Annotated in this window: 9 protein-coding genes; all 9 read left to right on the top strand. The window is 51.1% G+C overall.

Annotated features, from left to right (window positions below; genetic code table 11):
* Positions 1 to 5: 5 nt before the first annotated feature.
* The 9 genes from AC27N8_RS21305 (at position 6) to fusA (ending at position 15,412) form a co-directional block, all read left to right on the top strand.
* A complete protein-coding gene (locus AC27N8_RS21305) occupies positions 6 to 446 on the top strand; it encodes an RrF2 family transcriptional regulator (RefSeq protein ID WP_487069417.1) in 441 nt (146 codons plus the stop codon).
* A 168-nt stretch (positions 447 to 614) separates the two neighbouring features.
* Positions 615 to 1,001: a response regulator transcription factor gene (locus AC27N8_RS21300; protein WP_487069416.1), complete on the top strand. Its 387-nt coding sequence runs from the start codon at positions 615 to 617 to the stop codon at positions 999 to 1,001.
* Between the two features lie 30 nt (positions 1,002 to 1,031).
* A complete protein-coding gene (gene cysK, locus AC27N8_RS21295; RefSeq protein WP_487069415.1) occupies positions 1,032 to 2,006 on the top strand; it encodes a cysteine synthase A in 975 nt (324 codons plus the stop codon).
* Positions 2,007 to 2,182: 176 nt separating this feature from the next.
* Positions 2,183 to 3,016 carry a hypothetical protein gene (locus AC27N8_RS21290; RefSeq protein WP_487069414.1) on the top strand — a complete coding sequence of 278 codons (834 nt, stop codon included), beginning with the start codon at positions 2,183 to 2,185 and terminating at the stop codon, positions 3,014 to 3,016.
* Between the two features lie 665 nt (positions 3,017 to 3,681).
* Entirely contained in the window at positions 3,682 to 7,179 is a 3,498-nt protein-coding gene (gene rpoB, locus AC27N8_RS21285) for a DNA-directed RNA polymerase subunit beta (protein WP_487069413.1), read from the top strand.
* Positions 7,180 to 7,287: 108 nt separating this feature from the next.
* Positions 7,288 to 11,622 (top strand): DNA-directed RNA polymerase subunit beta', encoded by a 4,335-nt coding sequence (rpoC, locus tag AC27N8_RS21280; RefSeq protein WP_487069412.1) that lies wholly within the window; start codon positions 7,288 to 7,290, stop codon positions 11,620 to 11,622.
* A 94-nt stretch (positions 11,623 to 11,716) separates the two neighbouring features.
* On the top strand, positions 11,717 to 12,163 hold the full coding sequence (gene rpsL, locus AC27N8_RS21275; protein WP_487069411.1) for a 30S ribosomal protein S12: 447 nt from the start codon (positions 11,717 to 11,719) through the stop codon (positions 12,161 to 12,163).
* Between the two features lie 690 nt (positions 12,164 to 12,853).
* Complete coding sequence (gene rpsG, locus AC27N8_RS21270) at positions 12,854 to 13,324, top strand: 30S ribosomal protein S7 (protein WP_487069410.1); 471 nt, start codon at positions 12,854 to 12,856, stop codon at positions 13,322 to 13,324.
* Between the two features lie 9 nt (positions 13,325 to 13,333).
* Entirely contained in the window at positions 13,334 to 15,412 is a 2,079-nt protein-coding gene (gene fusA, locus AC27N8_RS21265; RefSeq protein ID WP_487069409.1) for an elongation factor G, read from the top strand.
* The last annotated feature ends 344 nt before the right edge of the window (positions 15,413 to 15,756 follow it).

Genomic DNA, 15,756 nt, shown 5'->3' with positions numbered 1-15,756 from the left:
CTGGCATGAAGTTAACAATGAAGGGAGACTATGGTCTCCGAGCCATGCTCGATATGGCCGCTTATTACGGGCAAGGGCCGATTGAAAGCGCTGATATTGCGACCCGTCAACATATCCCGGAGCAATATCTCGATCAAATCCTCATGGTGTTACGTAAAGAGGGATTGGTAAAGAGCGTCCGCGGCCCGAAGGGTGGGCATATGCTGGCGAAAACGCCAAGCCAGATTACCATGGCACAAGTGATGCAGGCCCTTGAAGGATATGTTCCTCCGATGGAGTGTCTACCTAATCCAGATTTTTGTAAGCTTTCTCCCGGTTGTGCCTTGCGTGATGTCTGGCAAAAGATCGACATCATGACGCAACAGATCCTGACAACGACCACGATCGAGGAGCTGGCCCAAAAGCATCGGACTGGTAGCACCGAGGAGACTATGTACTATATCTAATCGAGCGTAATAGTGCTGACGTCTGAGCAATTACTTACGGTTGAGAAGGGGGCACGATGCAGGTACGGAGATGTTAGTCGTGTCCCTTTTGCTTCATGAGCTGGAGGCGCTGGGGGGAGGCCCATAAGGATGTGTGGTGAGTCTGCAAGCAGAGGGGAGTGGTAGCACGTGGCTGGAGCATTGCATGAACGTAAACTGATTGCTATCGTTGAAGATGACCCGCTCCTGACTGATATGTTCTGTGATATGCTGAAATTCTTTGGTCAATGGCGGTTAGAAATCTTCTCCGATGGACAAATCGCGAAAGATCAGTTGCCTATTCTGGGAGCGGACCTTGTTCTTCTAGATGTGGGACTCCCCAGTCTGGATGGTGGATCGCTCTACAAATATCTACGTGGGCATAGTAGTACCAAGCATATACCAATTATTGTGATTACTGGGAGCCATGATTGGGAACTGCATCGCATGGGGCTACAGGCTGGTATTCTCCTCCGCAAACCGTTCAATATCCAGGAACTGGTAAATATCATCCGTGCTTTGTTACCAGAGGGGTAGATTCAGCAGAAAGAAGGCTAGCAGGTAGTTATGGTCCATTGGGAAACAAATGTGACTGGTTTAGTTGGTCATACTCCTCTTCTTGAGTTGAAGCGCTTTGCTTCCGTGCATGAAACTGCTTCCGGTGAGCCGTCTGATGTCTTCGCCAAGGTTCTGGCGAAGCTCGAGATGTGTAATCCGGGTGGGAGCTCTAAAGATCGCGTGGCTCTCCAGATGGTCGTTGAGGCCGAAATGCAAGGCTTATTACGTCCTGGGAGCACGATCATCGAACCAACCAGCGGCAATATGGGTATCTCGCTCGCCTGCATCGCGGCCGCTCGTGGCTATAAATGTATTTTGACGATGCCAGACACGATCAGTCTGGAACGTCGCCTCCTCCTGCAACGCTTTGGCGCTGAGATCGTTTTAACACCGGCTGCTCTCGGCATGCGTGGAGCGATCAACAAGAGCACCGAATTACGCACAACCTTACCTCATACGTGGTATCCTCAACAATTTTTTAATCAGGCCAATCCGCGTGCCCATCGAGATGGCACCGCGCTCGAAATCTGGGAGCAGACAGCTGGTACAGTCGATATCGTCGTGATCGGTGTTGGCACTGGTGGAACCTTAACGGGAGTCGCCGAAGGCTTGCGAGCCAATAAGCCCGAGCTTGAAGTCGTCGCCGTTGAGCCCGCATCGTGTGCAGTGCTCTCGGGAGGGCGTCCCGGACCTCATCGTATCGAGGGGCTGGGACCGGGCTTTATCCCCGATACTTTACGCGTGGATCTGATTGATCGGATCATCCCTGTCACCGATCGCGACGCTGTCGAGACGGCCATTCAAATCATGAAAGATGAAGGGCTGTCGATTGGTATCAGTAGTGGTGCCGTAGCCTGGGCTGCATTGCAAGAGGCGCGCAAAGAAGAAAATCGCGGCAAAGTCATTGTGACCATCTTCCCCAGTTCGGCCGAACGCTACTTACAGACCATCCTGTTTGATGATCTCCGCGCTAACGCTCGTTGATCGCCTGTGGATCATTTTTATCATCTTGAAGATCAAGATGATAAAATTTGATGGCTTTTTGTGACCCTTGATATAGTTTGAATCGTTATAACATTGGGTATGAAAACCATCTGACCCGCGGGCTCGTTGTTTGAGCAGTGTTTGGAGCAGATCTCTTCGATTACAGGGGTAATTTCATGGTACAAATGGTGAAAGATACGTATCGCTTCGATTTGGCGCGTTTGCAATACTCACGTATCAGAAGCTTGGGATGGCTATTTCTTCTTGGACTGATTATTTGCGCAATTGCTGGTGTCGTGTGTGGTGCTCTTTTGTGGCGGACGTATTCACATGATTTTACTCTGTATTTGAAATGGCAGGATGCTCTGGTGGCCCTGTCATGGTTTATCTCTTTTCTGGCGGTAACGGGAAGTATGCTGGTGGTGCGTTTTCTCTATGCGCTGCATGGAGGACATACCGCAGGTATGCTGACGTTCGAAGGTCCAGCCACGGTAAAAGTGCGTGATCTGTCGCCGGAGAATATGAAAAGTATATTTTGGATCATGAATAGCGCCTTCTGGTGCTTTGTGGCGGCTCTGATTGGCCTGGTACCGGCAATCTTGATTGGTTGGACGACACATATTGCCAACCCTGTTATAATGGTAATAACCACTGGATTAGCAGTGCTTTTGAGTGTAGCTGGCATTGTCTTAAGCATCGTTGCATTATCATTTATTGCTATTGGATGTGTAGGATGCATTTCATTCTGCCGCAAGTTAGGCTCCTCACAGACCTATCAATTGAATGGACAGGCAACGCTGCGCATCGATAATTTTGTGTTGACGATTAGTTATCCAGGCAGCCCTGAATCGTTGGTGGATTTGAATCTGCTCTCGGCAGAAGATCAGCGCCAACTGTTGGCCTTACTCCATAAGCGTTGGATGGATGCTTCTCAGGCATGGAGTCCAACCCTGGGTGACGAGATTGCACAAGCACTGAAAGCGGCTGAATATCTGGTTAGTGTGGCATAACACACGTGAGTTGTAGCAGCTTGAAGCAGAACAAAAATAGTCAGGTGGAGAGACATTGAATGACTTTTTGATGGTCTCTTTATTCCCTGGTAAAAAGTATTGACAGATGTAGGTGAGTAAAGTATAATTATCACTTGCCGGTGTGTGTATGCTAATAACAGGAGTGTTGTTGGCTTGATCATGACACAGGTAACGAGAGAGACCAAGAGACGAGACACATTACGAAACGACACATCACTCCCCTAACAACGTGAGGATACTATCATAAACCACATGAGGTTGAACCTTTAGCCCTTTGTCATGAGCACAGTTGAGAAAGCAAGCAAATGTATGGGTTGAGGTTCCAATGTGGTGTTTTTTGCTGTTTCGGAAATTAAATGATGCTTTTTGTCTTGGTAAATGGATTGTTATCTCCAAAATTGGAGGGGATCGGTTGTGTGGGCGATTGGCAGACAATCTATATGGATAGGGGTATAGGAGTAACCGCTCATTGCAAAGGCAAGCGGTTACTTTTCTTGTCATAAACCGTTTCACAAAACAGTCATTATCACATTTTCATACGTATTTATCAGTCATTTTTCCGTTTTCTGTTGCACTGAGAGGTGCGAATTTTCGTGTCTCTCAAATTCCTCTATGGACGATTAGGTGAGAGGAGAATACCAAGTATGGCAGTAAGCACGAGGGCCGTAGCGCTCCCTGAGCGTGTATCCTTTGCTCGAATTCCAGACATACGGCCTATGCCTGGCCTGATTCAGATTCAACTTGACTCCTTTGAGTGGTTTAAGCAAGAAGGTTTGCGCGAGCTTTTTCAAGAGATTTCTCCGATTGAAGATTTCACTGGCAAAAACCTGAGTCTAGAATTTATTGTACCACCTGAACCATTTGGCAAGCCAAAATATACCGAGGATGAGTGCCGTGACCGCGATGCCACGTTTGCTGCTCCTCTTAATGTGAAAGCTCGCTTGATCAATAAAGAGACTGGCGAAATCATTGAAAAAGATGTCTTCATGGGCGATTTTCCTTTGATGACAACTGATGGTACTTTCATCATCAATGGTGCCGAGCGCGTCGTCGTCAGTCAGCTAGTGCGTTCCCCTGGAGTCTATTATACAGTAGATGAAGATGCGACCACTGGTAAAAAGATGTTTGCTGCGAAGCTGATTCCCGGGCGCGGTGCCTGGTTAGAATTTGAGACCAGCAATAAAAATCTGTTGACGGTGAAAATCGACCGGAAACGTAAGATTCCTGTGACGACCCTGCTGCGTGCGATCTCTGCACTGGCGAAAGATCAGTTCCATACCGAGGAGCTCGACCTTTCGACCGATCAGGGTATCCTGGATGCTTTTGCCGGCGTCGATAACGATCAGACCATTCGCTACATCCAGGCCACACTGGATCGTGATCCGGTCAAACGCGAGGACGAGGCCCTCCTCGAACTCTACAAAAAGTTGCGCCCTGGTGATCCTGCCACACTGGATAATGCACGTTCATTGGTGAAGAACCTCTTCTTCAATCCACGTCGTTACGATCTGGGCAGCGTGGGACGTTACAAACTGAATCGTAAATTGGATGAATCAATCCCACAGAGCACACGTATCCTGACACAGGATGATCTGGTAAATATCGTGCGCCGTCTGGTCTCCCTGAATAATGGGCGTGGACGCAAAGATGATATTGACCATCTGGGAAATCGTCGTGTGCGTTGTGTTGGTGAGTTGATCCAGACACAATTCCGCGTTGGTCTGCTCCGTATGGAGCGCGTTGTCAAAGAGCGTATGAGTATTCAGGAGCCTGGACAGGCGACACCGAATGCTTTGATCAATATTCGTCCAGTCGTTGCGGCGATGAAAGAGTTTTTTGGCGGTAGTCAGCTATCACAGTTTATGGACCAGACAAATGCGCTGGCAGAGATCGGCCACAAGCGTCGTCTCTCCGCACTGGGTCCTGGTGGTCTCTCACGCGAACGCGCCGGATTTGATGTCCGTGACGTTCACGAATCCCACTATGGCCGTATCTGTCCAATTGAAACGCCTGAAGGTCCAAACATTGGTTTGATTGGTAACCTGGCGACGTATGCGCAGATTAATCCGTATGGCTTCATTGAGACCCCCTATCGTAAAGTGTACAAGCGCTTGAAAGCGAACGATTCAGGACTGATCGGACGTGAGTTCCGTGGTGTCTATGGTCGCGAGCGCGATGAGGTCCTGGATGCAAATGGAAAAGTCTTGATTCCAGCTCGTGAGCGTGTCCGTATCGATGCCGCCCTCTTCGCAAAATTATCGGAGGCTCTGGGCGAGACCGAAGTACGCGTGAAGCCCTTTGTCACTGAGGTGGTTGATTATCAGACCGCTGACGATGAGGAGAACTTCTGGATCGCGCAGGCGAATACGAAGTTAACCGAGAACAGCGAGTTTGCGGATGATCGTGTGATGGCCCGTTATCAAGGCGTGTTCTTTATGGAGAACTCCGATAGTATCGACTATATGGACGTTTCTCCACGACAGACCGTTTCGGTTGCGACCGCACTGATCCCGTTCCTCGAACATGACGACGTGAACCGTGCTCTGATGGGTGCAAATATGCAGCGACAGGCAGTGCCTCTGCTGCGTCCGCAGTCGCCCATTTGCGGTACAGGTATTGAGCGTCAGATAGCGATCGACTCAGGTCAGGTCGTCATCAGCCGGGTATCTGGTGAAGTGATGTCATCCACCGCTCGTCGCATTGAAGTCGTCGATGAGCAGGGTGAAGTCTATAGCCATCGACTGCGTAAATTTGTGCGCTCGAATGCAGGCACCTGTATCAATCAGCGACCGATCGTGAAAAAAGGCGATTACGTTACTGCCGGTCAGGTGATTGCAGATAATACCTCAACGCAAGATGGTGAACTGGCTCTTGGTCAGAACATCATGGTGGCGTTTATGAGCTGGGAGGGTGGCAACTTCGAAGACGCGATCCTGATCAGCGAGCGTATCGTGCACGAAGATCTCTTCACCTCGATTCACATTGAGAAGTATGAGATCGATGCACGCGATACCAAATTGGGTCCCGAAGAGATCACACGTGATATCCCGAACGTCGGTGAAGAAGGCCTGCGCAACCTTGATGAGCGCGGCATCATCTACGTCGGTGCTGAGGTTGGACCTCAGGATATTCTGGTCGGTAAGATTACACCGAAAGGTGAGACCGAGCTGACAGCGGAAGAGAAATTGCTGCGTGCTATCTTCGGTGAAAAAGCTCGTGAGGTAAAAGACACCTCCTTACGTGTTCCACATGGTGAGCGCGGTAAGATCGTGGAGGTAAAAGTCTTCTCGCGTGAGGCGGGCGACGAACTTCCTCCAGGAGTCAACCAGCTGGTGCGTGTCAGTATCGCTCAGAAACGTAAGATCGGTGCTGGCGACAAAATGGCTGGACGTCACGGTAATAAGGGTGTTATCTCACGCGTATTGCCAATCGAAGACATGCCATTCTTACCTGATGGCACTCCAGTGGATATCATTCTGAACCCACTTGGTGTACCTCACCGTATGAATATCGGTCAGATTATGGAAACCCATCTTGGTTGGGCCGCCGAGGCGCTGGGCTTTAAAATAGCCACTCCAGTCTTCGATGGCGCTTCTGAAGAAGATATAGAAGAATTCTTGAGTCGAGCAGGGTTGCCGGAATCGGGTAAAGTTCAACTTTACGACGGACGCACGGGTGAACCATTTGATCATCCAATCACGGTTGGCTACAACTATATGCTGAAGCTGGCCCACCTGGTTGAGGATAAAGTTCACGCACGTTCAACTGGCCCATACAGCTTGATCACGCAGCAGCCGCTGGGTGGTAAAGCACAGTTCGGTGGTCAGCGTTTCGGTGAAATGGAAGTGTGGGCACTTGAAGCGTACGGTGCGGCACATATCTTGCAAGAGATTCTGACGGTCAAGTCGGATGACGTTGTGGGTCGTGTCAAAACCTACGAAGCGATCGTGAAGGGTGAAAACATCATGGAGCCAGGCGTTCCAGAGTCCTTCAAAGTGCTAGTCAAAGAATTGCAAAGCCTGGGCATTAATGTAGAGGTCCTCAACGAAGACGAGCAGAAAATCCAATTTGTTGAAGATACCTCGAATGATGTGATGCCGGAGCTGGGTATTAATCTATCCGGTTTCGAGGGAGACCAATAGTATAGGGGCAGTTGAGCAGATTTGTGTTTGAAACTGTAGAGTAAAAACGCGTAGCGGCAGGTTCTCATACTTGCCGCTAGCCCCTATCCCAGGAGAGGTAGCAGTAGCATGCTCGAAGTAAATGATTTTAACGCTATCCGTATCAGCCTTGCCAGTCCAGAGCAGATCCGTGGCTGGAGCTATGGTGAGGTAACGAAACCGGAAACAATCAATTATCGTACACTCAAACCTGAAAAAGACGGTCTCTTCTGTGAGCGTATCTTTGGACCGACCAAGGACTGGGAGTGTTATTGCGGTAAATATAAAAGGGTGCGCTTTAAAGGCATTGTTTGTGACAAGTGTGGTGTTGAAGTGGCGCGTTCCAAGGTCCGCCGCGAGCGCATGGGCCATATCGAACTGGCATCACCGGTAAGTCATATCTGGTACTTTAAAGGCACACCGAGCCGTATCGGTCTCTTGCTCGATCTCTCTCCACGTAACCTGGAGCGCGTGCTGTACTTTGCACTGTACGTTGTGACAAATGTGGATGAAGAGGCTCGTAAGCGTGAGCTGATGCGTCTGGACGAAGAGATGGTCGGCCTTGAGCAGAATCTTGATGAGAAGGTCGTTGATCGCGTCAATAGCCTGCGTGCCCAACGTGATATCGCTCTACAGGATAACGATGAGCGCTTTTCACCAACCACGCGTCAGGAACTTGAAGAGAAACGCGAACGCGATCTGGAAGAGGCGCGCCGCGCCGAGAGCGGTGTGCTGACCATGTTGCGCGAATCGATGGGCGAGACGGTTGGAGATGACATTCTGTACTCCCCAACGGATCAGACCATCGTGAAGTCGGGCGATACAGTTACGCCAAAGCATCTGGAAGTTCTGGAGCGCGTCGGTGAGGCATCGCGTAACGCGATCGCTGAGCGCACGCGTCGTGAATTAGAGAGTGCTCTGTCAGAAGGCAAACGCGAGTCCGATCGCCTGACGATCGATTTCCAGGGACAGATCGATTCTGTGCAAACGCAACTCGAGCGTGAGCGTAATGAGACCCGCCAGCGCATTGAGCAGTTGCGCCGTGATCTGGAAGGTCTGAAGAAGATGGATCTGTTGCAGGAGAATCGCTATCGCGAGTTGAAGGACAACTTTAGCGATGTCTTCCGCGCAGGCATGGGTGCCGAAGCTGTACGTGAGTTAATCGCCGGTATCGATCTGGAGAAACTCAGCAACGATCTGCGTGGTGAGATCGGTAGTACGGTTGGACAGCGCCGCAAAAAAGCTACCAAGCGTTTGAAAGTGGTCGAGGCATTCCGCAAGTCACATACATCTCCCGAGTGGATGATTATGACTGTGCTGCCAGTATTGCCACCGGATCTGCGTCCAATGGTACAGTTGGATGGCGGTCGTTTCGCGACGTCTGACCTCAATGACTTGTATCGTCGCGTGATCAATCGTAACAATCGTCTCAAACGTCTACTTGAGCTGGGCGCGCCTGAGATCATCATTCGTAACGAAAAGCGCATGCTTCAGGAAGCCTGTGATGCGTTGATCGACAATGGTCGTCGTGGACGTGCCGTGGCTGGCTCTGGAAACCACAAGTTAAAGAGTCTGTCCGATATGCTCAAAGGTAAACAGGGACGCTTCCGTCAGAACTTGCTCGGTAAGCGCGTTGACTACTCCGGTCGTTCGGTAATTGTGGTTGGACCAGAGCTGAAGTTGAGCCAATGTGGTCTGCCCAAGCGTATGGCATTGGAGCTCTTCAAGCCCTTTGTGATGCGTAAATTGGTGGAGCAAAACTTCGCCCATAACATCAAGAGCGCCAAGCGCTTTGTGGAACGGGTGAAGCCAGAGGTCTGGGATGTATTGGAAGAGGTCATCAAAAACCATCCAGTACTGCTGAACCGCGCTCCAACGCTGCATAGACTGGGTATTCAGGCTTTTGAAGCTGTGCTGGTCGAGGGAAGTGCGATTCAGTTGCACCCGCTCGTCTGTTCAGCCTTCAACGCTGACTTCGACGGTGACCAGATGGCTGTCCACGTGCCGCTCTCCGAGAAGGCTCAGGACGAGGCCCGTCAGTTCATGATGTCGACCCGTAACTTGCTCTCACCTGCTCATGGCGAGCCGTCGATCGGCGCTAGCCAGGATATGGTGCTGGGCTGTTTCTACCTGACGCAAGAACGTCCGAACAAAAAGGGCGAGGGACGCGTCTTCACGGATGCCGGTGAGGCTCTGCTGGCGTTCCAGCAGGGAGTTATCGATCTTCAGGCTCCGATCAAAGTCCGTCTGGGCGAGATCGACGTCTACGATCAGCCCCCGCCGGAAAAAGTTACGCTGCATTCACTGAATAAGCCGGTACGGACAACTGTCGGACGTATCATCTTCAATGAGGCACTGCCAGAGCGCCTGCGTTTCAAGAACTATGTCATGAAGAAAGAGAACTTGAAGCAGGTTATCGGCGAATGTTTCAAAGAGTATGGACGTACAAAGACGACCGACCTGGCTGACGAAATCAAGCGTCTTGGTTTCCACTATGCGACCAAAGCGGGCGCAACCGTGGCGATCAGTGACGTACAGGTTCCTTCTGGTAAGGCGAACGAGCTGGCGAAAGCCGATGCGAAGATCGCTGAACTGGATGAGCAGTTCCATGATGGTCTGATCACTGAGAATGAAAAATATCAGCAGACGATCTCTGCATGGAACGAAGCGACCGATAACGTTCAGAAAATGGTGCGTGAAGTTCTCGATCCATATGGTTCCATTTATACCATCGCTGAGTCTGGCGCGACGAAAGCTAAATTCCAGCAGATTCGTCAGTTGTCAGGTATGCGTGGTCTGATGACCGATCCATCCGGACGTATTATGGACATTCCGGTACGTGGTAACTTCCGCGAAGGCCTGACCGTGTTGGAGTACTTCATCAGTACTCACGGAGCACGTAAAGGTCTGGCAGATACCGCTCTGCGTACAGCTGAGTCTGGTTATCTGACACGTCGTTTGATCGACGTGGCGCAGGATGTCATCGTCACGGAAGAGGATTGTGGTACAACCGAAGGTATCCTGATCACCGAGCGCGACTCAAAAGATATGGCACTGGATAATTCCCGTGGCCGTCTGTTGGGACGTGTGTTGGCCGAGGAGATACCAGAGCTGCCACATCTGGATGCTGGCGAAGAGCTAACCGATGAGGATGTCGATGAGATTGTCGCCGCAGGAGTAAGCGCGGTGCGTGTACGTTCCGCCTTGAACTGTCTGGCACGTCGCGGTATCTGCCGCAAGTGTTATGGCCGTGACCTGGCAGCGAACGCCCTGGCTCGAATTGGAGCCGCTGTCGGAATTGTGGCGGCACAGTCCATCGGTGAGCCTGGAACACAGCTGACCATGCGTACCTTCCACTCTGGAGGTATTGCTGGAGCGCAGGGTGACATCACACAGGGTCTTCCCCGTGTTGAAGAGCTCTTCGAGGCACGTGTTCCAAAGGATAAAGCCGACATCAGTGAGATCGATGGTATTGTCGAAGTCGTCAAGGACGAGGTAACCAATGCTCGTACAGTACGGGTTGTCTCAACCAACATCTTCTTCGATGAGTATCCTCTGCCGAAAGATGTCAACGCGAAGATAGTGGTCAACGAGCACGATCATGTGCAAAAGGACCAGATCATTGCTCTCGTGGCCGGTGAAAAGGGCTCTGAGCCCCAGCCGATCATGGCACGTACCGATGGTGAAGTCATCTTGAACGAAGACGGTATCTCGATCCGCTTTGAAGAGCGGGACGAGCGCTCGTATCCAGTTCCAGCGGCACGCAACATCGCAGTCAAGGATGGCCAGAAGATTCAGGCGGGAACGCCGATCACATCGGGCCAGAGAGATCCTCAGGATGTCTTGCGCATCCAGGGACGTGAAGCGGTGCAGCTGTACTTGACCAAAGAGGTCCAGCGCGTGTATCGTAACACTGGTGTGTATATCCATGATAAGCACATCGAGGTCATTGTGCGACAGATGTTGCGCCGTGTGAAAGTTGACGAGCCTGGCGATACTGAAATGCTCCCGAATGACCTGGTGGATCGTTTCTTGTACGCCGATACCAACGCTCATGTGTTGGCTGAAGGTGGCGAGCCAGCGAAAGCCTCGACGGTATTGCTGGGTGTCACAAAAGCGTCTCTGAATACGGATAGCTTCCTGGCCGCAGCCTCCTTCCAGGAGACGACGCGTGTCTTGACCGAAGCCGCGATTGAGGCGCAGACAGACCATCTGGTCGGATTGAAAGAGAACGTTATTATCGGTAAGCTCATCCCGGCAGGTTCGGGTATCGCTCAGCGTCGCCGCGACCAGATCGCACGACAACAAGCGGCCGCAGCCCGCCTGGCAGCAGCTTCTCCGATTATAGGTAGCACTCTCGTCAATACACCAGTCGGAGCCGGTGCTCCTCTGGGGCTCACACTTGACAGTGGGAGTAATGAGTGATAATATATGCAATCGCATATGTGTGATAGAAATAACGCGGATAGAACCTCTATCCGCGTGAAATTAGAACTATAAGGACAGGGAGGATTGTTCCTTGCCGACGATTAATCAGTTGGTCCGTAAGGGCCGCAAAAACAAACAGAAAAAGGTGAAGGCCCCCGCGTTGCTGTATTCGTACAACGCGCTGAAGAACAGGACCTCCCGCCTGCGTGGGTCTCCCCAGAAACGTGGAGTCTGTACCCAGGTACGTACGATGACCCCGAAAAAGCCTAATTCGGCAATGCGTAAAATTGCTCGTGTCAGGTTGTCAAACCAGATGGAAGTTACGGCATACATACCTGGTGAGGGGCATAATTTGCAGGAGCACTCAGTAGTGCTCATTCGTGGCGGTCGTGTGAAAGACCTGCCAAGTGTCCGCTATCATATTGTGCGTGGCACGTTGGACAGCGAAGGCGTTTCAAAGCGCCGCCGTGGTCGCTCGAAATATGGAGCTAAGCGTCCGAAACCCGGACAGGCAGCTGCACCAACCAAAAAGCGTTAAGCAAGGATACGCAGTAGGCGGGTCCGGGAGATGAGAAATATACCGCACATCTTCCACCCGAGCAGGCCCATTGTTCAGAGTTGAGTACATCCGATGAACACAGCACTATTTTGATGGGTTTGTATATTGCGACAATTCGGTAAATCACACGTCATCGTTGATGGGTATCCGGTCATAAAGCATGATATGATACCCGTCAGTTAGCGGTGATAGTCGGGTGTTCTCCTGGTTCAGTCAATTCGATCCGGCAACGAGAAGAACAAGTCAAGGGTCGAATAGTACGTGTACTATCTGAGATGTGGAAAGGCACCCGCGTGTAGGCGTTCGACGAAGATCAGGCTGCACTTATGTGCCTGATCGAATCAACGCCTTTTCTGGTGTCCGCTAGATTGCCTTACATTCGGATGGAAATGATGCCTACGGCACGCTTCCAAACGGCGCGTCAGCGCTCTGAATGTGTATGGGATTAGTATCAGTAGGGACTCGCAACACGGGACGGGGCTTGAGACACAGCGAGATATGTATTGTGTCATTCAAACTTGTAAGATGTGACGAGAACTTCTATCAGACCTATCAGGTAACGGTAAGCACGAGAACCAGAGATCAAAGAAGGTCCGACCCCCCTTTGTGATTGGGGAGCGATTAACAGCAGCATAGCAGATTCTGAATGACACACTGAGGAGGCAGAACATGCCAAGACGTAAGAAAGTAGTTCGCAGGCCGGATGTGCCGGATGCAAAGTATAAGAGCCGAAATGTTGCTCGCTTCGTCAACAAAATGATGATTGACGGGAAGCGCAGTCTTTCCGAGCGTATCATTTACGATGCGTTTGAAGCGATTGAAATCAAGCAGAAGCGTCCTCCACTGGAGGTATTCGAGCAGGCACTGAGAAATGTAACCCCTAGCATTGAGGTCAAACCTCGTCGCGTAGGTGGCTCTACCTATCAGGTTCCTGTCGATGTACGGAAAGATCGTGGCAATGCACTCGCTATGCGCTGGCTGATTAAATCTTCCCGTTCACGCAATGGCAGATCAATGTCAGAGAAACTGGCTAGCGAGTTAATGGATGCGGCAGCGGGTCAGGGTGCAACCATTAAAAAACGTGAGGAGACCCACAAGATGGCGGAGTCCAACAAAGCCTTCGCTCATTATCGCTGGTAAAAACACACAATGGCAAGAGATTATCCACTCGAAAAAACACGAAATATTGGTATCATTGCTCATATTGACGCCGGTAAGACGACGACAACGGAGCGTATCCTGTTCTACACCAAGAAGATTCACCGTATCGGTGAGGTGCATGAAGGGGCCGCGACGATGGACTGGATGCCTCAGGAACAAGAGCGCGGCATTACGATTACGTCGGCTGCAACTACCTGTTTCTGGCAGGATCACCGCATCAATATCATCGATACTCCAGGCCACGTAGACTTTACGGCCGAAGTCGAGCGCTCATTGCGCGTGCTCGATGGTGGCGTCGTGGTCTTCGACGGAGTAGCCGGTGTTGAGCCACAATCTGAGACGGTCTGGCGTCAGGCAGACAAGTACGATGTTCCACGCATGTGCTTTGTGAATAAACTAGACCGCACCGGCGCTGATTTCTGGCGCTGTGTGGACATGATCAAAGAGCGACTCGGCGCGGGCGCTGTCCCCATTCAAATTCCGATTGGCATGGAGTCCGATTTCAAGGGCTACGTCGACCTTTTGGAGCAGAAGGCAGTTGTCTACACAGATGACCTGGGCACAACGTCGAAGGAAGTCGCCATTCCTGATGATCTTCAGGCTTCTTATGAGCAGCATCGCGAGGCGCTGATCGAGCGCGTCGCTGAGACTGACGAAGAGTTGACGCTGAAGTATCTTGAGGGTGAAGAGATTTCCAAAGAGGAGATCATCGCAGCTCTACGTAAAGCCACCATTGCGAACGTCTTGGTACCAGTATTGTGTGGCAGCTCTTTGAAAAACAAGGGCGTGCAGGCTATGCTTGATGCAGTGGTTGCCTTTTTGCCTTCTCCTCTGGATATTGAGATCCCTACAGGGCTCGATCCTGATAGCGGCGAGACGATTACCCGTGAGGTTTCGGATTCCGCGCCTTTCAGCGCACTGGTGTTTAAGATCGTTTCTGACCCATTTGTGGGTAGACTTTCCTATCTCCGTGTGTATTCTGGTATAATGGCTAAAGGCGGCTCGATGGAAAACTCTGCCAAGGGTAAAACCGAGCGTATTGGCCGTCTACTGCGTATGCACGCTAATCACCGCGAAGATATCGATGAGATTCGCGCCGGTGATATCTGTGCCGCTGTCGGTTTGCGTAATACCTTCACTGGTGATACACTTTGTGACGCACAACACCCGATCATTCTGGAGTCGATCACCTTCCCAGAGCCGGTGATCAATCTGGCTGTTGAGCCGAAGACCCGCGCCGACCAGGAAAAGATGGGCATTGCCCTGAACAAACTGGCTGAAGAAGATCCGACCTTCCGCGTCCATACGGACGAAGAGAGTGGTCAGACGATCATCGAGGGCATGGGCGAGCTGCATCTGGACGTGATTACCGATCGTCTCTTCCGCGAGTTCAAGGTTGAGGCTAATGTTGGACGTCCTCAGGTAGCGTATCGTGAGACAATTACGAAGCAAGCGCAAGCTCAGGGTAAACATATTCGTCAGACCGGTGGTCATGGACAATATGGTGATGTCTGGTTGCGTGTCGAGCCCAACGAAACGGGTAAGGGCTTCGAGTTCGTCAATGGCATCGTTGGTGGTGTAATTCCAAAAGAATACATCAAACCAGTTGAGAATGGCGTCCGAGAGACATTGGAGAATGGCGTTATCGCCGGCTATCCGATGATCGATGTCAAAGTCACACTGTATGATGGTTCCTTCCACGATGTCGACTCAAGTGAAATGGCCTTTAAGACCGCTGGATCAATCGGTATCAAAAATGCGGTAGCGAAGGCTGGAGCGATCCTGCTTGAGCCAATGATGAAAGTTGAAATAACAACTTCGGATGAGTTCTATGGGGATGTAATTGGTGACCTCAACCGTCGCCGAGGTATCATTCAGGGTATGGAACCCCGCGGTGGAACAATTGTGGTGCGGGGACATGTTCCTCTTTCCGAAATGTTCGGCTACGTGAACGACCTCCGTTCGATGACAAGTGGGCGTGCAGCCTATACGATGGAATTTTCGCACTACAGTCCAGTGCCAAAAGTGCTGGGTGACGAAATTATTGCGAAACGCACAACTCACTAAACTGGTAAGTATATACATGCTGGGGCATCTGCAAAGATGCCCCTCAGCTTGAGATAGGTGATCCGGGGCCGATATTTCCCCCCTACATCCTCCTGTCATCAAAACCTCTGTATGTAGACAGACAAGGTCCTGGTTGGTTTGTGCTGCATACTCTCTACGCGAATAGAGATCGGTGATTGAGGCTCTATGCCTCCTTGTCCGAGTGTGGTCGTGTGGTGGATTGGGTTGGTGCGGGAGCTGAGCGGATTGTAGCAGCAATGTGGTCAGCTTCCACACCAGCCCAATGCGAAGCGCTAAAGTGCTGCGCTATCTTTGCAAAAAGAGAGCTGATATTGAAATACTCT

It is taken from the genome of Dictyobacter sp. Z7_2 (genome assembly GCF_057551105.1).
The sequence above is the reverse complement of the archived record's forward strand: the minus strand, read 5'-3'. Positions and strand labels throughout refer to the sequence as shown.